The 18,958-nt window shown below is 47.5% G+C and carries 21 protein-coding genes; 2 read left to right on the top strand and 19 right to left on the bottom strand.

Annotated elements, in window-relative coordinates:
* Nucleotides 1-11 precede the first annotated feature (11 nt).
* The 13 genes from FQV43_RS00625 to FQV43_RS00575 all read right to left on the bottom strand — a co-directional run bounded on the left by FQV43_RS00625 (nt 12) and on the right by FQV43_RS00575 (nt 13,026).
* Nucleotides 12-617: a hypothetical protein gene (locus FQV43_RS00625; RefSeq protein WP_146338147.1), complete on the bottom strand. Its 606-nt coding sequence runs from the start codon at nt 615-617 to the stop codon at nt 12-14.
* A 93-nt stretch (nt 618-710) separates the two neighbouring features.
* Complete coding sequence (locus tag FQV43_RS00620) at nt 711-1,493, bottom strand: hypothetical protein (RefSeq protein ID WP_146338145.1); 783 nt, start codon at nt 1,491-1,493, stop codon at nt 711-713.
* On the bottom strand, nt 1,493-2,200 hold the full coding sequence (locus FQV43_RS00615) for an ABC transporter ATP-binding protein (protein ID WP_144273657.1): 708 nt from the start codon (nt 2,198-2,200) through the stop codon (nt 1,493-1,495). Before FQV43_RS00615 ends, FQV43_RS00620 begins: the two co-directional genes overlap by 1 nt.
* 249 nt (nt 2,201-2,449) lie before the next feature.
* Nucleotides 2,450-4,264, bottom strand: a complete 1,815-nt coding sequence (locus FQV43_RS00610) for an ABC transporter ATP-binding protein (RefSeq protein ID WP_146340314.1) — start codon at nt 4,262-4,264, stop codon at nt 2,450-2,452.
* 125 nt (nt 4,265-4,389) lie between these two features.
* Entirely contained in the window at nt 4,390-4,524 is a 135-nt protein-coding gene (locus FQV43_RS10235) for a hypothetical protein (protein WP_256371491.1), read from the bottom strand.
* A 365-nt stretch (nt 4,525-4,889) separates the two neighbouring features.
* A complete protein-coding gene (locus FQV43_RS00605) occupies nt 4,890-5,864 on the bottom strand; it encodes an IS1595 family transposase (protein ID WP_146338143.1) in 975 nt (324 codons plus the stop codon).
* A 3-nt stretch (nt 5,865-5,867) separates the two neighbouring features.
* On the bottom strand, nt 5,868-7,439 hold the full coding sequence (locus tag FQV43_RS10150) for an ABC transporter ATP-binding protein (RefSeq protein WP_146338141.1): 1,572 nt from the start codon (nt 7,437-7,439) through the stop codon (nt 5,868-5,870).
* 146 nt (nt 7,440-7,585) lie between these two features.
* Entirely contained in the window at nt 7,586-7,750 is a 165-nt protein-coding gene (locus FQV43_RS10085; RefSeq protein ID WP_168195002.1) for a hypothetical protein, read from the bottom strand.
* Between the two features lie 45 nt (nt 7,751-7,795).
* The gene (locus tag FQV43_RS00595; RefSeq protein WP_146338140.1) at nt 7,796-7,993 is read right to left on the bottom strand and encodes a hypothetical protein; all 198 of its coding nucleotides are present in this window, start codon (nt 7,991-7,993) and stop codon (nt 7,796-7,798) included.
* A 196-nt stretch (nt 7,994-8,189) separates the two neighbouring features.
* Nucleotides 8,190-9,326: a hypothetical protein gene (locus FQV43_RS00590; protein WP_146338138.1), complete on the bottom strand. Its 1,137-nt coding sequence runs from the start codon at nt 9,324-9,326 to the stop codon at nt 8,190-8,192.
* Between the two features lie 220 nt (nt 9,327-9,546).
* A complete protein-coding gene (locus FQV43_RS00585; RefSeq protein ID WP_146338136.1) occupies nt 9,547-10,674 on the bottom strand; it encodes an acetyl-CoA carboxylase biotin carboxylase subunit family protein in 1,128 nt (375 codons plus the stop codon).
* The gene (locus FQV43_RS00580) at nt 10,671-11,858 is read right to left on the bottom strand and encodes an MFS transporter (protein WP_146338134.1); all 1,188 of its coding nucleotides are present in this window, start codon (nt 11,856-11,858) and stop codon (nt 10,671-10,673) included. Before FQV43_RS00580 ends, FQV43_RS00585 begins: the two co-directional genes overlap by 4 nt.
* Nucleotides 11,859-12,087: 229 nt before the next feature.
* A complete protein-coding gene (locus FQV43_RS00575) occupies nt 12,088-13,026 on the bottom strand; it encodes an NADP-dependent oxidoreductase (RefSeq protein WP_146338132.1) in 939 nt (312 codons plus the stop codon).
* A gap of 172 nt (nt 13,027-13,198) precedes the next feature.
* On the opposite strand from FQV43_RS00575, the gene FQV43_RS00570 reads away from it, so the two are divergent.
* Nucleotides 13,199-13,630: a helix-turn-helix domain-containing protein gene (locus tag FQV43_RS00570; RefSeq protein WP_146338130.1), complete on the top strand. Its 432-nt coding sequence runs from the start codon at nt 13,199-13,201 to the stop codon at nt 13,628-13,630.
* On the opposite strand, the gene FQV43_RS10260 is transcribed toward FQV43_RS00570, so the two are convergent.
* Together FQV43_RS10260 and FQV43_RS00560 are read right to left on the bottom strand one after the other, a co-directional pair.
* Entirely contained in the window at nt 13,627-13,821 is a 195-nt protein-coding gene (locus FQV43_RS10260) for an Abi family protein (RefSeq protein ID WP_146338128.1), read from the bottom strand. The genes FQV43_RS00570 and FQV43_RS10260 overlap by 4 nt on opposite strands.
* Nucleotides 13,822-14,083: 262 nt before the next feature.
* Nucleotides 14,084-14,296, bottom strand: coding sequence for a hypothetical protein (locus tag FQV43_RS00560; RefSeq protein WP_168195000.1), 213 nt, complete (start codon nt 14,294-14,296; stop codon nt 14,084-14,086).
* Between the two features lie 663 nt (nt 14,297-14,959).
* Between FQV43_RS00560 and FQV43_RS00555 the strand changes: the two genes are divergently transcribed.
* Nucleotides 14,960-15,574, top strand: coding sequence for a cation transporter (locus FQV43_RS00555; protein WP_146338124.1), 615 nt, complete (start codon nt 14,960-14,962; stop codon nt 15,572-15,574).
* Between the two features lie 39 nt (nt 15,575-15,613).
* Here the strand turns inward: FQV43_RS00555 and FQV43_RS00550 are convergent, their stop codons facing one another.
* From FQV43_RS00550 to FQV43_RS00535, 4 genes are all read right to left on the bottom strand, one after another.
* On the bottom strand, nt 15,614-15,997 hold the full coding sequence (locus FQV43_RS00550) for a type II toxin-antitoxin system death-on-curing family toxin (protein ID WP_144273641.1): 384 nt from the start codon (nt 15,995-15,997) through the stop codon (nt 15,614-15,616).
* A complete protein-coding gene (locus FQV43_RS00545; RefSeq protein WP_168194999.1) occupies nt 15,994-16,557 on the bottom strand; it encodes a Panacea domain-containing protein in 564 nt (187 codons plus the stop codon). The genes FQV43_RS00550 and FQV43_RS00545 overlap by 4 nt, the downstream gene beginning before the upstream one ends.
* 727 nt (nt 16,558-17,284) lie before the next feature.
* Nucleotides 17,285-17,587 (bottom strand): type II toxin-antitoxin system Phd/YefM family antitoxin, encoded by a 303-nt coding sequence (locus tag FQV43_RS00540; RefSeq protein WP_146338122.1) that lies wholly within the window; start codon nt 17,585-17,587, stop codon nt 17,285-17,287.
* A gap of 68 nt (nt 17,588-17,655) precedes the next feature.
* Nucleotides 17,656-18,945 (bottom strand): ATP-grasp domain-containing protein, encoded by a 1,290-nt coding sequence (locus tag FQV43_RS00535; RefSeq protein WP_146338120.1) that lies wholly within the window; start codon nt 18,943-18,945, stop codon nt 17,656-17,658.
* Between the last annotated feature and the right edge of the window lie 13 nt (nt 18,946-18,958).

Genomic DNA, 18,958 nt, shown 5'->3' with positions numbered 1-18,958 from the left:
GTGCATAGGCTTTAGCCCATTCGTTTCCGATTATGACTCACCAATCGTCGGATGATCAATAACAGAGCACACAGCAACACAGAAATCGTCATATCCCATAAAAACCACATAAAAGTGCTTTCACCTAGAGAGATGTCACGAATGCGCTCAGCTATGCCCAAAGAATCCGCCCAAGGAAATAACCGATGCACAGCCGGAGATACCAAAATAAAATACAAAACAGGAACCGTAACGCTAACCGCAGGATTCTGAAATAATAAACCGATACAGCAACCAACCGCCGACAGTGTAATCACTTCACAACCAATGAGCGCATAAGAACCAACACTCATATACGAAGGAACAGCCGGATTACATACCAGAAAGCTCATCAAACCAACCACATACCACAACATCCCCAAAAGGACACACAGGATCACCACAGAATCATGCTTTACGACGCCTGGCCGTCTCGACAACAACTGCCCAAACTCACCGTCAAACTGATTACTACTGGTAGCTGCCACCCAACAACTAGCTAAAACCACCACATAACCCAACACCACAAAAACATTTGCACTACCACCATCTAGTGCCTGACCATTAATCTCCGCACCTAAAAGGGATAAAATCCTCATCCCTAAAACGCAAACAATGGGAAACAACACAGCAATCTGAACAGAGGGCAAGGACAGACATCTTCTTATGCAACTACGCATTGCGAACACAAGTTATCGCCTCTTTCCTACCGCAAGAGCCAAATAAATACCAGCACAAACCACAATCCAGGCGCACAGCAACCCCAAACTCCCCGCTATGCTATACGGACCTTCAGATGCTTTGAGGAACACAAAACTCTTTCCTCCGATTAACGGTAAGCAATTATGAAGAAACGGACTGACAACATTGAGCACTCCACTGAGTGAAATAAAGAAAACAAGCAAAAGAACGACGACACTAGCAAAAAGCTTTTGCGAAAGAGCGCCAACCAAAAGCGCCATGAGAGAAAATAATATCGCAAAGACCCATACTCGAAGACACACACCAGCAGCTGTAAGAATAGATAATTCTGCCCGTGCATCAGCATGCAATAATACGAGCAAAACACAATAATTACATACGGCACTTAAGACGGAAACCACAAGCGACCACACACAATGAGTAATCATTGTCCCTATTCTCCGAGCAAATAATCCTCGGGGAAATAAAAGTATTTGCTCATGATCACCATAAGAATACTCACGATGAAAAAGCACTGCCACAGTAATCGGTATAAATATCACAGCACTTTGATACACCGGCCCTAAGTAGCCTTCGCTCAGTAAGTCAGTAATTGGTTTATCCGCCAAAGAAGGATCTAGGTTCTGAGATTCAAGATCACCAGTTACTACTGCATTGATGACACTGACGTTCATCACAGAAAAAACAAGTGACAGCACGACTGTAGGAACAAAAGCAATATATACCTCACGCATCGACCAAAATCGACGCAGCTCAGAAACAATTTGATTCATCACAAATCTCCTTTAGAAGAAGACGTGAGAGAAAAATAAGCCTGCTCTAGTGATTGATATTTTCCTCGCAATGTATCTCTATCAACTTGTTCGACAATATGACCACGATTCAAGAAGATAAAGGTCGTCGCTAGTTGCTCTAGTTCATTCATGAGGTGGCTAGTAATAAGAACCGTATTACCTTGTCCGCAATAGTCAGTAAGAAATTCCCGTAACCAACGAATCCCCTCAGGATCCAAACCATTAACTGGCTCATCCAAAATCAGCACTTTGGGATCCCCCAGCAAAGCACACGCAATTCTCAGACGTTGCTTCATCCCAAGAGAAAACTCCTTGACCCTACGTCGTCGTGCATCACCAAGACCAACAAAATCTAATTTTTCATAGCACTCTTTCTTCGTTAGGCCCATAGCCGCAGCAATCCATAACATTTGGTCAATCGCCCGACGAGATGGATGATGCACCATAGTGTCCAAGGAAACTCCTACACGAGCGTGTTGCGTGTAATGGGAATAATCCAAATCACCAAACCGAGCTGCGCCACTATCTGCAGTCTCCAATTGCAGCAATATCCTCAATGAGGTTGATTTTCCAGAACCATTCGGACCAATCAGACTCGTGATTGAACCTTCTGGAACCTCAAAAGATACATCAGACAATACTTCTCTACCCTTAAAAGACTTGCTGACATGATCAAAGGTAATCATTCATTCCCTCCTGCGCACTAAATACAGCATCTATTGCCCACGATAATCACGATGATAATGACCCTTGACATGGAGAAATTCAGCAAAGATTGGCACCACAATCCCTCACTGTGCCGATATGATCGCCATAATCAAACCAAGATCAAATCATCATCAAATCACGGAAGGATTGCCCCCCCGCTGTGGATTCATACTTCAGACTACGGTATGCCCTGTTATTCGTCCACAGATAAATACATTTCTCTTCACTCACCTCCCCCTTGACCACGCCTCCCACAGGCGCGCATACTCACCTTTGGCGCTCAGGAGCTGCCGATGGGTACCAGATTCGATAATTTGCCCGGAATCCATCACCATAATACGGTCAGACTGAACAGCTTGGTCTAGTCGGTGGGCTACCACCAACGCACTACGTCCCTCTAGCACCCGCTGAGCAGCCAATTCCAACTCCCCCGCCAGCGCCGAACCAGCCTCCGCAGTAGCCTCATCCATCACCACCACAGCAGGATCCATCAACAGCACCCGCGCCAATGCAATCTGTTGCCCCCGCACGGGATCCACCCGAACCCCCATAGCCCCCACTTCCGTATCCAGGCCGCACTCTAACCCGCGCGCCCAATCACCAGCCCCAACCGCATCCAAGGCTTCCCACACCTGCCGGTCAGTGGCATTTTCGCAGGCGATTGCCACATCTTCGCGCAGCGAGCCGGAGAAAGTGTGGGCTTCTTGGTTCACCATTGCTACGCGGGTGGAACGCTCGGCGTCGGACAGCGCGGACACGGGCACACCATCCAGCAACACCTGGCCTCCACTGGGCACACGCAAGCCCATCAGTAGCGCTGCGATTGTGGATTTCCCTGCGCCCGACGCACCCACCAGCGCCACAGTCTGTCCCGGTTGAATCTCAAAAGACACGCCATGCACCGCGGCCTGCCCGCCAGCAGCACCGCCAGTAGGTTCCGCGTCACTCGGATCAGCGCCTAGCTCAACGCCACCCGGCTCAGCACCGTCACCCGACTCAGCGCCACCAGCAACACCACCACCAGCAACAGCGCCAGGATAGGAAAACTCCACATCACGCAGCTGAATCAACCCACGCGCAGCAGGGGCACCATAATCCGGCACCGGCTGCGGTGGATCCACCACCACACCCACAATCCTCGCCAAGGAGGCATACCCAGACTGGATAGTATCCAGCACACGCATCAACATCATGATCGGACCGCGAATACGAATCATCATCAACGCCGCGGCCGTCACCGTCCCCACGCTCACCGCGTCTGCGCGCACCAACAGAAAACCAACGCTCAACACACCCGCCACCAGGATAAACTCGGCAACAGTAATCCATAGGGATAGCACCATCATGCTCATACGTGCCCGCATCCCCTGCGTCACCACAGCCTCGGATGCCTCCCCAATGCACCCATGTACCTCCTGCTCCATACGAAATGCGCGCACCGTCGCCCGCCCATGAATCGACTCCAACACCCGACGCGCCCGCGTAGCCATCCACGCACGTTCCTGCGCATAGCGCCCCGGCGCGACCTTCAGATAACGACGCGCCGCCCACCAATACACCGGCAAGGTAACAAGCGCTACCGCCAGCAAGCGAGGGTCAAGGGAAGTCAGCGCTACCGCCGTCGCTGCAATAGTGAATGTGCTGGTAGTCAGCACAGGTAGGGTTTCGGAGATAGCAGCAGAGACTTCGGCAACATCGTCGGTAGAGCGGCTGACCAAATCCCCAGTGCCCGCATCTTCAACGTTATGCAGGGGCAACCCCAGGGCGGTGCCGACCATCGTGCTGCGGAGGTTGGCGATCACGCGTTCACAGATGACCGCCAGAAGATAGAAGCCACTCCCCTGACTTATCGCACCAACCAGGGCAATTGCCGCCATAAGCCCAGCGAGAAGCCCAAGGTTCCCGGAACCATCACGCACCACGTCCACAACTTGCCCTAGCAGGCGGGGCATCATCACGGTGCAGCCGGATCCTACGCACAGAAGGATAATGGCGCACAATGCTTTCAGGCGTGCGCCTGGTACGGAACGTACTTGGCGCATGACTTCCCGACGCGCCTGTGACCAGGTTGCCAGCGGGAACGCCTGGTGCTGCTCGGTATGTTGCGACGTGCGGTGCCCACTATGTTGTACTGCATGGTGCGCACTGTGTTGTGGCGCGTGCTGTGTCACTGCTGTGTCCTCCGCTCGTCAGTGCGGTGCCCTGTCAGGCATTGTTGTTCCTGCGATTGCTCCTGTTGCTGTGCCCTCCATGCCGGTGCTTGGGACACCACAATGGTGGTTTTACCCCGGCGGGCATTCACCACACCCTCCACAATGCGTGCTGTGTTCTACCAAAATTGACATAGACTAACAATAAACCCCCTCACCTGCACGAACAGTGATTGAATGAGAAAAATTACCGCAACTGCCCAAGAGTTGCCGAAACCTAATAATATGATTGGTGCTAAAAGGAGGGCATTAAACCCCAACGGTGGGTTGGCGCAGGCACTGTATTGATACTCAATGCTTTAGGCATTCCCTTTTTTCGCATACCTATGATTGCTTCTATAACGTTGTGTAGTTACCACGTATCACAACCATTTATCCCAGCAAGGATTCCTGCACATTAACCAGCTTTGTTTATGGCGTTTTACGTGCTACATCATGCCTGTAATGGTTCGTCGTGTTAGATCATCCATTGGTGGATATGCTCACTATTCATAGAGCAACGATGAACTGTGTATGTGGATTGGCGTAGAATATCCAGCGTTTCACGTTCTGTGTTGTTGTCGATCCATTCCATCCATGATAGATAGCGGTGTAGGTTCTTGGAGGCGACACTGCTAAAACGCCTCATAAACCGTTTGGTTTTAGAGTGCAGTGCGTTGATTGGCGCAAGTTTGCCGCGGTCATCTTTAGAATGATAAGCCCTGTGGGTAGCACCAAGTTCTTCTAGCGCTGAAACATAGCCTGAACCTTTGTCCGTGATAACAGTGCAACCAGACGTAACAATGTCACCAAGGGCTAGGCGGGCGGTATTTTTAGAAATACTACTGTATCCAGCAATTTGATGGAAAATACTTCCCGTAGATGTCACGCCCATAACCACACAAACCAACAACCTTGACTGACTTTTCCCCTTCCTTAACCCGCCGCGCTTTTTAGCTTTAACACCATCAGGCACAGCTGCCCCCTTATAGTTAATAGGGAAAAACGTTTCATCGATATAAGCTAAGTTTCCCCTGTTCACCGTAACTTTTTTAGCATTTTTCTCAACCAGCTCAAGAACACGGTGCCGCATAAAGAAAGCAGTGGCAACAGCAACCCAGCGTTCGGCACTACGACGAACACTTACACCGTCGATAAAACATTCAGCGAACTTCCTCCATGTCTCTAAAGACAGTTTGGAGGTTTTGAGAACTTTGTTTGTGGAGTGTCCAAAGGTGCGCTGGCACCCTTTACACAAATAGCGTTGCCCGCCCTTTGATGTGCCTTTGCGCACAACGGAATCACACTCGCAGCGTGGACATTGTGACAGAATCTCACCATACTCTGGCTCGTGAAACAACTGCTCCAGCTGTTCAATCAAGTGTTGTCGTTCTTCTGGTGTGACTGTGGAAATTATCTCTTTGACTTGGTTAATGATGTCTGTGGTTGTCATGTCTTAAATTGTAAAAACCTCCCCCGACATGAAGAACGGGGTGTTCGTTGTTATGTTCGATGTCAATTTTGGTAGAACACAGCACACAATGCGCGCCTCTGTCATAGAATCCACCGCCGATGTGGGGTCTTGAAGCATCAAAATCGGCGGATCGGCAGCCAAGGCACGCGCTAACGCAACACGCTGACGCTGCCCACCAGAGAGCATCCTGCCGCCCTCCCCCACACGCTTCGACGCGCCGCCAGGAATATCGGAGCAGCTCGCCGCCGCCAACGCGCGCTGCGCTACCTCCGGGTTCGGGTGGACATTATCAGCGACGGTGCCGTCAAACAGATCAGCCTCATGCGGAACCACCACGGCAATGGACTTCGGCAGATTATCCAGCAATTGCACATACTCTGGGGCAGCATCCGGATGAATAACAGTCACACCAGCAGATAATTGCTGCTGTATGCGACGGGCATGGTCGAGGGTTGCGGGTTCATCGTACTGAGGCTGTGCCGTGAGCACACTCACCACGCGTTCAGCAGAGGCACTCGCTACAGCCAAGCGGGAGGAAATGTTTTTCCCCAGCATAGTCATGGGAGTGATGATGAACTGGGTTAAACCAACCACCGTGATCAACTCCCCGATAGAGATATGACCGCGCAACCCCAACCAACCAGCGAACATTCCCACCAACGCCACATACACCGCACCCGTGAACTCGGTGGTGATGTTGAGGCCTGCCTGGGCGGCGTCGGCATGGATCGTCGCAGAATACGCATCATCAGATACTCCGCGATACCGACGCTGAACCGTACCCACGGCACCCAAACCTTTAAGGACACGCAAACCCTGCACCACATCCGTTGCCATTGCAGCGGCCTTCGCTAATGCCCGCTGCTTCGCACCCGAACGCGCACGCAAAGGACGCGCTGCGCGCAAAGCAATCATCACCACCATCGGGCCGGCAAGCAACACGGCCACACCCAGCGGCGGATAAATAAGGAGAATCATCATGCTGGTGTACAACAAAGAACCAATTTCCGCCACGGGGAAAACAGTGAGCATCAGTACCTGAGCCACACGCGTTGTATCCGTACTAGCAATAGATAATAAGGTACCTGCGGAACGCTGCGGCTCCATACCGCGTGGGTCTTGAATCCGATCCGTCACCGCCATGCGCAACTGATGATTCAGGTTAAGGGTGGAACGCTCCAACAGAAAACGCCCCAGGAACATGGCTGTGGCGTTGCAGGTAAACACCAACAGGAGTGCCACAATCCAGCGAATGAGGGGTGTTAATTCCGAGGTGGCGATGGCTTGGTCGATCGCACGCCCAACGATAACCGGCACCGTTGCATTGCATAAGAAACCAATGAGCACGCACACCGAAGCAATAATGCTCCAGGGGCGCTGGGAAAATGCAATACGCGCCAACCAGCGAGATTCATAAGGGCTAGGTAACGGGCGCGGGGTGACGATGAATGAGGTAAAAGGGCTGCTAGATGTGGTGCCCAGGTTTTTCTTGCCGTGGCCCGTCGCGGAAGATACACCCGACGACTCACGGCGCTGCCACGCGTTATGTTTCATCGTTGGTTATTATCCCACAGAGTTGTTATGGGGTAGGAAAGGCTGTTATGCGAGAGGAAAGTTGGGTTTTGGTGGGGTGGGGCACTGAAGATTGGATTGATTATGAAAAGCTGGGTTGCTGTGGGGTAGCCCAGCTTTCACACTGATTAAGCATTTTTATGACTAATGACATAGGCGCCACTAACACTCAGTGCCACCATCGCAGTCATAAAAATCATCGGCGCGCCGTCGCCCAGCCAAAAATAGATAGCTACCGACAGGAAAAGAGCAATCCATGCCATTAGCAGCGCATAAAAAGGAACTTTTCGCATTACTATCCATCCTTTCAGTTGGTCAGGATTAAGTTTTCCAGAAAACTATTTAATATGGATAGATTTTCTGGCAATAAATAAAGATCCCAGAGACGCAATAAGCGACCCAACGAATACCGACCACGCAGTAGCGGCATCATGACTAAAAAGCGATGGGACAGTCACGATCGCCACAATAGCTAACGCAAAACCCAATACCAGCAGAACCACTGGAAACACCGATTGTTGTTCATTTGCTTCCATAAAATACATTAAAATACAGAAAATCTACACGCACAAGAGTTACTGAGTGTTTTATAGCAAGCGACGCTTAGAAAAACACAAAGATACCTACGGAACCAGTGGAAATTATGTGGAACATAAACTAACCCGCAATCTAGTACACAAGTTCCATTTCCATTGCTGGCAGCAAAGTCAGCACTGAGTGGTACCAATAAAATTAGTGGATAGTATGAAACAGGTACGAAGCTAAGAATTGCGCAGTTCCAGCACCTAACGACGATGTAAGAGAAAAGAGTGCAACAATATACGCTCTGTCCTTCTCATTCCCAGCACTATATTGAATATCCCATGCAACAACCGTGGCTAAAGTCTGCCCACAATGAGCCAACACAAACACAACAAGCATGAGCAAAACAAAGACCAACACTCCTGCCTGCGCCAAATGCAACACCATCAGCAAAGCTATCGCCACACTAGCCAGAAGAATACTCACCACAAGGATCAGAGAATTTCTTAATCGTCGATCCAACCCCCTATCTAATTGCCCATTCTTAAGAATCCCGCGATGCACAGCAAAGTTGATCACTATACCAATCACTGACGACGCTAATAGCAACCAAGACACCTGCTTACCTGCGTGCGCCACCACAAAAGGAATCAGAGCCACACCGATAGCAACAACACTAAAGGTGAACAATAAATAGACCCACATTCCCCATTCCGAGCTAGCCAAAACCGCATCGGTTCTAACACCAAACCACTGAGGAGTGCGCTGACGTGGCAGTTCAGAACACCAAGACAATGCCGTCGTACTCAAAAGACACAAAAGATAGCACCCCACCCCGATAGCTACCGCAAAGACTTTTATCCGCCAATTCATAATAGTCACAGCAGATACTGCCCCACCTGCACATAAGATTGTTATCAAAGTCAAAGTTCTCAGTCGCGTTTTATACACAATGATGGTAGCTCTATCCATAAAACGCGGCGGGAGAGCACCACGCAACGGCGAGACTAATCGCCCCAGGAAAAAGATGGTAACTATCGAAATAATTAAGGTGCTCTGAGAAGTAGAATACCCAAATATGAGATAGGTACTTATCTGAAGAACTTGCACAATGGATAACAATTTTCTAGTTCCTACTTGGTCTGCTACCCGACCAAGGATTAAAGAAGAAAAAGACCCTGCTAGTAGACCTAATCCAATAGCGTTCATTGCTTGGGAAAAATTAATGATTCCCACTTCAACAATCACATACCCAATACCAGCGCTAAAAAATGCCGTCGCAAACGCATCTGCTAATACATTTGCCCCTATTAAGAACTCTGGGGTTCTATTTTTCAACAACATCATGGGAAAAATCCCCCTACCGCCATAGCACATAGAAGTTGTTTTAATTATTCAGCATATTCAGCACTTGCGCTAAGTCACAATTCAGCGCCACTTCCCCTCACACCTAGCATTACAAGGAGCCTGTACTGGAGTTTGCTCAGCCATGCGTCATCAACTCCTGACAATTCTTCATCTAATCGTGCTACATCGAACTTTAGAAATTCAGGTACTTTCACCAAGATTATTCTTCGGAAGTGACTTTTATAACGTATGCGTGTCTGTCAGAAGATTTTTCTATTTTTAAGCGTTCTTCCTGAGGCTTCAGGATCATAGTTTCTACTACATCTTCGCATTCCCACATACGCTCATGCCATTGTTCATCGCTTTGCAAGCAATTTCTTAGATCAATATATTCGATACAAGCCCGAATTTTCGTTTCCTTCACAGGAAGATGGATACCTTTTTTCAACGCAACCATTAAACGCTCAAAAGCGCTAGCACCAGTACTGTACTTCAGCAGATCAGCTATCCTGTCACCCCCAACTCGACCATGTGCTTCAACTAGCTTCGGCTTTCCCTGTTGAAGAATGAACTCTATATGCGATAATCCGAAACGGTATCCAACCAGGTCAAGGATAGCCTGAGCTGCCGTGAACAGTCCCTGACGTTCACTCTCAGAAAGGGATGCAGGTTGGAGCTGGGCAACCTCAACCAGACCTGTCTCACCGCCGAGAGTTTTCTGTGTAACCATAAGGTTTTGATGTTTTCCATCAATACTAATACTTTCGACGGAATACTCCCGACCAATAAATCTTTCTTCTACCAATACTGGGTACTTAATTGAGGAAGAAATATCATCCCACTGTTCTATAGATACTACCGAATGAACATTCTTTGATCCTGAGCTATCAATAGGCTTGATAATAATTCCACTCGAAGAACTAGAGAGCATATTGAGAACATCCGACGCGTCGTAAGCCTTACAAAACTCTCCAGAATATTGCGCACAAGTTTTTCCCATAGCTTCACGTAGCATGAGCTTGTTACGCATCATTTCTAATGATTGGAACGTGGCAAACTTACTTGTCGATAAGCAAAGTGAAGCATTTACCATGCTCGCCACTTCACTCGAAAGATCCCCCAGCCCCAGGCAAATAGTCTCAAGATCTCCAAAATTTACCCCATCTTTCAGCATTGTGTCGATGATGAGGATAGGGTCGCTACAATTAGCTACCTTCAATATTCGAGCTTTCTCTTCGAGTTCATTAGCAGATGTATCATTATCGACAAGAACAGTTACAATAAGCCCATTGTCACAGGCAGCATCAATAACTACAGGGCGGGGATTGATAACATAGATCTTTTTCATATACTTTTAACTCTTCGCTTAATCACCGAAATAAAGATAAGGGATAAGGCAGCAACAGGTACGCATACAATTACTGAACCTTGCAGACTATGCCACCGTTCTATGAGCGCTCCACCTAATGAAGAACCAATAATCGCACATATTCCAGCAGCAGAATCTAGCATTCCATAGACTTTAGTTAAACCCATATGTGAAGGTGCCAACTTTGCCGCTAATGAATCTATCGTCGGACTGACCAGCAATTCTCCGATGGAGAAGAATAAACAGAATAGTAATGGTTGCGCCATACTTGAGAATGGCAGCAAAACGCCAAACGCAATAATGAAACTGCTAAAGCCCAAGAGCATGACCGACGTGTCTTCGACATTTTTCAACGCAAGAACCAGTAATGGGTACTGCAAACACAAAACAATAACGGCATTGCCGATATAAATTCCATTCGACGCTTCCTTCACACCAAATACATTTTCTGACATAAGTGGAACAATAATCGACCATTGTGAGTAGATAATCCAATATATGCCCGCGATAGCAGCAATAAGCAGAAAAGAGTCTTTACCCTTACCGTCGGAAGTATTCTCCATACTGGTTGCTTGCGCTTCAGGCTGAGAAAACGGAAGAATAGCCAGCAGCAAGGCTAAGAATACATACGCCAGGATGGAAACAATGAGTATTGTGTTGAAATGGAAAAAATAATGAAAAGCCGCACCGAGAGCTGGTCCTACAATAGCGCCGGAGTTAATCGCCATTGATCGGAGTGTAATGTACTTACGGCTATGTGATAGCCGCATGAGTTCTGTCTTTATCCCCAATGCAGTAGCGGTTGAGCCTAGTGATGCAAGCGCGGCAAATACAACATAAATAAAAGTATTTACCTGGAAAAAGAACACAGCAATGCCGACGGTCCGCAAAATCAACCCTATACAAGCAGTTAATTTTGAGCCCACCCTACTGTTTATGGTTCCTATGAGATACGCCAGGATCTTACCCGTCCCGGATAGAGCTCCCAACACCACTCCAACCTCTGTGAGATTCAAGCCCATATCGAGCAGCCGAAAAGTAAGCAGAGGATAGAGCATGAACGTGGAAACACCACTAATAAGGATGGAAATAAGCAAGAAAACAGGTATTTGCTCATTTCTCACACCTGCAAAATGACCGCTCTGAGGAAGCTGATTACTCAATTACACCTCCACCTTCCCACAAAGAATACTGTTCATGTAAAAGAGAAACTAGCATAAATACCCACACCAGGACAGGGCTTTTTCAGCCTAATACCTTTAGTGATTACTTTTTCTTCATTTTCTTGCTACAAGCCTGACTCTTTTAGGAACTTAAACGTTTTCCAAGCCGACGCACATTATGCGCCGGAATAATAAATCCAGCCCTCAAATAAAATTTTTCAACTTCTCATCAAAAAGTAAGCACAATCTTTCCACGAACATGCCCACCTTCTCCCAATCTATGAGCTTGCGCTAGTTCCCTGAAGGGGAATTCCTGTTGAATATGAACAACCAATTTTTTCTCCCCTAAAGCCTTAGCGATAGTTTCAAGTTGCACACGATCCGGACGAACAAACACCCAATGCGCGTCATAACCTTGTTCACGCGCTTCTGAAATCTGACTAGGATCAGGACACGTCACAATACACCCACCTTGAGCAAGCAATTTCAACGAATTTTGGAATACTTCCCCACCAACCGTATCCAGAATAATATCGAAATATTCAACAAAATCACTAAAGTCGTCCTGACTATAATCAATGGGGTGTGCACCTAATGTGGACAGAAATTCTTGGTTCCGAGTAGATGCACTAGCCCACACCTGAGCACCAGCATCCTTGGCGAGCTGTACTGCTACATGCCCCACTCCACCACTGCCCCCTTGCACCAGTACTTTTTGTCCAGGCTGAATACCAGCAATATCAAACAGACTCTGATACGCGGTCAACGCTGCCAAGGGCACTGCTCCGGCTTCCACAAAACTGATATTTTCTGGAATTTTCGCTACATCTCCGACTTTCACCTGGATATACTCGGCGTAGCAATGCCCAAGGTCTGGAAATGCAGACATCCCAAAAATACGATCACCAACAGCATAACCAGTAGTCTCAGGCCCAGTAGCCACAACCTCACCTGCAAAATCCCAACCAAGCACGATAGGCTCGTCAAGAGCAAGCATGCCAGAAATCCCTGCCCCAGAGCGTGTTTTCCAATCAACGGGATTAATTCCTACTGCACAGTTCTTCACTACTAATCTCCCGGGGAGTGCTTCAGGAATTACAGAGTCTACATACTCGAAATTATCTACAGATCCCCACTGTCGTATTTGAGCTTGTTTCATCATGGTCATTAATCCTCCTTTAATAGCCCTCTCAAAAACTCATATGAGAAAGGAGAAAGGCTGAAGTTGATTCCGCTGAAACGCATTAAGCATTTCCTTCATTAAGAATGCAATAGCGCTCATAGCCCCACAAGAATGCACTTTTGGGAAATCTAACAACCTACAAGTAACCTAGTTTCTTATGGAAACTATAGCCTGTTCTGAAACTCCTGATGTTTACTCACAACAATGCCCCTGCCGCAAAATCCTTGACCGAGTATCAGATAAATGGACAGCACTGATCATCGGCAAACTCAGCCAACACCCTTTACGTTTCAACCAACTTAAACGTGATATTCAGGGCATATCGGCTAAAATTCTTACACAAACTTTGCGATCATTAGAACGAGACGGCATGATCACCCGCACTGTTTACCCAACCATGCCGGTTGGCGTCGAATACGAACTCACAGAACTAGGACGCTCTTTAGCGCTGCCGCTAGCAGCTATACGTCAGTGGGCAGAAGAACATCGCGATGATGTTCTAGCCGCTAATGAAAAATACGACGCACAAGCCCCCACTCCCTCACCTGCAAGCATAAATGCATCACATAATTACTCTTCAGAAAATTAGAGCTGATGAAGGCGCGCATCAAAATCATAAAGTTTTAATACTAGGTCAAAATTTGCACCTTCTCGAAAAGTATCGAGGCTACAATGAGTAATAGGATCCATAGACCTCATTGGGTACCAGTAACCAGACAATCGATAATAGCTATGTGTACGCAAAACATGAACCGCATATTCAGGATCCGCGATAATCATTCCACGCTTCTCAAGTAATTCGACTTGCTCATTATAATCTGTGAAAAATTTAGACACTACAATCCCCCCGGATTAGAAAAGGGACCGGCCCTGGACTCCCACCTAGGCGGGCAGCGGAACCGGTCGTGTTGAGAGAGATTTTAATACAACATCTAGCCCAAACACAACCCTCGAAACGCAGATACCCTGTCCAAGGGTAATCACATGGCGATATACACAGTTCAGACATTGAAGTCAACACTACATGGAAGCAGTAACAAATTCAGTTCACGTCGTGCCCATAACTCCGTCTAATTTCAGACTGGGATACTTCCCAAGCCGCGAGTAGTTCTTGCGCCACGTTACCGCCACCTGGAATAAACGTTTTTAACAAATTTATTATTCGATTGTGGTCAATCATTCCGTCGTCGGCATAGTCCTTAAATAGCGTTATGGTTTCCTCCGGGAAAGGCAACAGTCCCTTTTCGATATCCACTTTTCGGTCACGTTGGAAAACTAGCACTGCTCCAAGAAGCTTTCGGGCTAGTGCTTCCTGCTCGAAGGTTAGCCCAGTTAACATCGCAACCTTTCGGAACTCCATCATTGGAGATGGATAAGGATGTTGCATCTCTATTAGCCGTTCAACCTGGACAGACAGATATTCGATCCTCTGCTCCAACTGCTTTAACATCTGCTGATTTTCCAAGGCAAGGATCCTTCCTACTAATATCTCTCCTAGGAGCATATGCCAGGCGCATATGCGTATCAATCCAAAGACCTCAGCTGAGCTGAGGTCTTTGTGTATCCAGGTTTACGTTATGACGGTGGAGACGGTAGAGTAGTGCTTACTGAGCAGGAATCACCTGCAAATAAAAAGAAATTCCGATCCTGAGCTTTTAGTTCAGGGTCGTTTTTTGGGTTAAGGGGGTTAAGGGACAAAAAGTGTGTCTAAAATTTGTTCGGTAGCTAGAACGCCCTGTTGTGTCGGATACCGATGTTGTGACTGTAATCCGTAGGAACCGCTGTATCATATAACGCAGATACACAATTCAGCGTCACCGATCCCCTGCTTGCACGAATTATCAGTGCAGTGAATGAAGTTACCAGCAAAACAACCGAAAATACCACCATCCTAGCTACGGTGCTAATTTAAGAAAGCATGACAGAGCACGACCTCACCGCACATTCTCTCAACAAACAAGCACGCAGAATCGTCGCTATTGTTGCTGCCCTTAATCTTGTGGGTTGTGTGGCAGAAGTGACTATCGCGGGCCTTATTGGTTCTGCTTCTCTTTTTGCCGACGCCGCCGATTTCCTTGAGGATTTCTTCATCAATTTTCTAGTTCTTGCAGCTCTAGGGTGGTCTGTGATAGCTCGTCGAAAAGCAAGTTTTGGGTTAGCGGCACTCATTTTAATTCCCGCTTTTGCCGCTTTTGGAATGGCGATATGGAAAATCCTATCAGGAAATCCACCTGAGCCTTTTGCATTATCATTCACAGCCGTTTTTGCCATGATCATCAATATGATGAGCGCATTATTACTTATGCGTTTGCGGCATGGTTCCGGCGCTTTAGCGCGCGGCGCGTGGCTCGCTGCGCGTAATGATATTTTTGCCAATATTCTGATACTTCTGGGTGGAATTATCACAATAGTGTGGCTATCAATCTGGCCGGATGTAATTATTGGAATTGTTATTGGAATTATTAACCTCTCTGCCGCTAAAGAGGTTCTGGAACAAGCTCAGGCGGAAGAACCTGAGCTGGAGATGACTTAATTACAGAACAAGCCAACTCACCAAAAGATGAAATTGATACTACTGCATATGCTGTATTAGCCATGACGCAACGTATTCCACATCAATCTTGTGATTTACGAGAGCCACAACAAGTTGACCCGCCTCCACAGGATCCGCTTCAATATCAATCCCATTAAGTTCAAGATAAACACTGCATGACAACCACGCAGTCCTTTTATTCCCATCATAAAATGCATGAGCAGCTGCAATACCTTCCAATAAAGCTGCAGCTCTATGGAAAATCGTTGGATAGAGTAATTCCTTATCAAAAGTGTGCAAAGGTCTTGCTAGTGCCGATTCGAGTTTTCCACGATCAAGTAAACAAGAGGCAACGTCACTTCGATTGATTATTGCATTCCGAGCAATGACGACATCTATATCAAGACGAAATTCGTGCGTCACTTGTCTTTAAGCCATTCAAGGGTTACAGACCATTTATCTTCCATCTTAAGAAAAGACTGCTCAACTACCTTTTCCTCAGGTAAGGCGACATCAATAATCGGTGCTTTCGGAACGTCTCTAGACTGCATTGCTTTCTGCGCATAGTATTTCACCATTGCTGAGAATGGAATCAGCCTCGATGAATGCTCGTGTGGAGCGCAGCCTTCTCGACTATCAATCCAAGGCTTTTCGCTATGGGTCTGTTCAATGAGTTGCTCACCTGTATTCTGCCCATAAAACCGCAGCACGGAATCAATCATTGCTTTATCAGCATCGGTTAGCTTTGTGACGTCACCAGCAAGCTCACCACCAATACGATGGTAACGGTCACTTTTGTACAGTTCTCTAATCACAGGACCATCTCGCCAGGCTTCAATTTCATCAGAAAACAAAGGCTTACCAGTCCACGCACCAACCCACGCTTGCGCATAATAAGTAAGCTTCTGAAGCTTCCAGGAATTACCTGCAAAACCTCTCTTTTCAATATACGCAGCAACGTCGATTGCTGTTAGAGTGCTCATAAACATCCCCTCCTTTGTTAACCAGCATAGAACATACATCAACCTAACTTCTTCTCCAATTGAAGCAATCCACCAGTCCTGCACATCAAAAAACGATGGTAAAATGCTTTTACGTTAGTCTCTCTCTATTTTTGAAGAAGGAGCCCCTGAATATTATGTTCGAGACTCAGAACAATACACTCCGTACCCTTTGGCTTGCACTCTCAGTCATTCTCGCCGTTGTAACACTATTCGGCGCGGTGTACTGGGCACCCATTCACAATAACAGTACAGGTCTATTCTGGGCCCTGTTCGCTCTTATGGCAGTACAATCCTACTCTCTATATAAAGAAGGTAAGAACTCCTAAAGAACAGATAATCCGGTACTCACCTTATCTGTTAACTTTCTCTCACTAGCTAAAACCGGTAATGGAGTGAAGACTCTAGGTTCGCGAGGCACGGGATTTTGCCCAAAACACAACTGTCTAGCATCTCCACTAACGACGTTAATTACTGCCGATTTATTATTTGCGCTCATTATATGCACTAATCAGAACACGGATTACATATAGACAACTCACACAGAACTAGCAGGAGCATATCCAATACCTGGAAGATTCTCTCGACGTAGTAGGGTTCGAATTAGATGATGATGGTAATCGCAGTACATGAAAATACACAATGAAAGCATAAAAATGGAAAAGACAGCAGCAGTAAACCAGTATCTGCTCCATTGCTTTGCTCTATCTCAGGTATTGTCTTCTGCTTCGAGTTCACGAATAAACTCGCTAAGAGGTTGTGTTTTTTCATTTTCCCTGTTGAGATCAAACTCGAGTGCTGTAATGGTATCCTCAAGATCTTCCAGCCGCTCTAGGAGCTGGTCTATTTCTTTCATCTGCTCAGCTGGTACAACTACTGCCGCAATTTTACCATTACGGGTAATATAAGTTCTTTCACCACCATGACTAGCTCTAGCAACAATGTCGCCTAAAATCTCACGGGCTTTGGTCAGGTTAATTGTCATTGCTTCTTGGTCTATATCCAAAGTCATCAAAGCACCTCTTCCAGAGTTATATCATACCCAGTGTTATCTATACTACAAGCTTTTTAAGATATAAGCTACCCCTCCAACATCGCCTCAAAAGCGCTCCGGAGCACATCGCTATTGCTTCTTCCTGCTCGTTCCTGTTCAATAAACACCAGACCAAGTGCTTCGGAATCCAGCAGGGAGTGCGTCTCGGGGTACGTCGTACCTGGTGTGGCGTTTATTTCCCCGGAGATTACACCCGGGAGTGTTAAAAGTTCTTGGGGGTTAGCGTCTGTTTTGATTGTGCGCGACCGATCTACACTCAGAAACTCAATGGTGGCTTGTTTGAGTAGCCGGTACGACGCCACCCCCGTTTCCGGCCCAGCATCTACCCCAGTACGCAGCTCAGTGTCCGCCGTGCCCTCCCCCACCGCAGCCCGCACCTCAGCGTGCAGTTGGGAATCCCCTGTCAGCGCAAAGGTTTTCAGCGGGTGCCCAGCACCATGTGGGCGAACACCCAAGTCAATCAGGCAGGGCCCGTGATCATCAATGATCATTTCCGCATGAACCGCCCCATGCCAATGGTTCAGCGCCTCAAGATATGATTGCGCAAAATGAGTCAGCACGTCGGTTTCCTCCTGGTGTTCGTCGAGCCAGCGCAGGCGGTCATACACCATAGAGCCTGTGGAAGATGGGTGCTTATCGTAAGTGCATATAGCTTTGATGTGGTGATTGCCATGCTCGCTGAAAGTATCCACGACGTACTCCCGTCCGGAAACACATTCCTGCACAATTGCCCGCGCAGGCGTTGTGCCGAAGAACCCTGCCTGTGACACTATGTTTTGGATAGCTGCGTGGGCTGCTTTAGCGTCGGACACTATGCGCACCCCAACACTTCCTGCTCCCACATCGGGCTTTACGACGACGGGATACGGGAGATCTGCCAGCACACCAGCACAGGATTCACCCTCTATATCCCCTGCTAAATCCTCCGCATTGAAAATTGCCCACTGCTTGGGAACTCGAACGTTCTTTTCGGACAGAAAATTGTAGAGGCATTGTTTATTCCAGAAGCGTTGTCCTTTGTCGGGGAGGTTAGCTGCTAGTCCGAGTTCGATTTTGAGTGCTTCACCACAGGGCACACCTGATTCTGCACCTATGATGATCCTGTCAATGGCGTGTTCATGGCATAGCTGCACGAGTTGAGTAACATCGGATAGTTCAACATTGTCTGCCAACAGGTCGGGAATAGGGGTGCCGTCGGATAAGCCACTATCGAGGGAACGTTGAGTGCGCACAACATAATACTCCACTCCGGCTTGTTTTAGCAGGTCAGGGTAATATGCACCTGAGCTAAAAGGATCTACTATCAAGGTTGCCATTAGAAACTCCTTT

Source organism: Corynebacterium sp. sy039 (genome assembly GCF_007904105.1).
Taxonomy (GTDB): domain Bacteria; phylum Actinomycetota; class Actinomycetes; order Mycobacteriales; family Mycobacteriaceae; genus Corynebacterium.
This window is presented reverse-complemented; position numbering and strand designations above follow the sequence as displayed.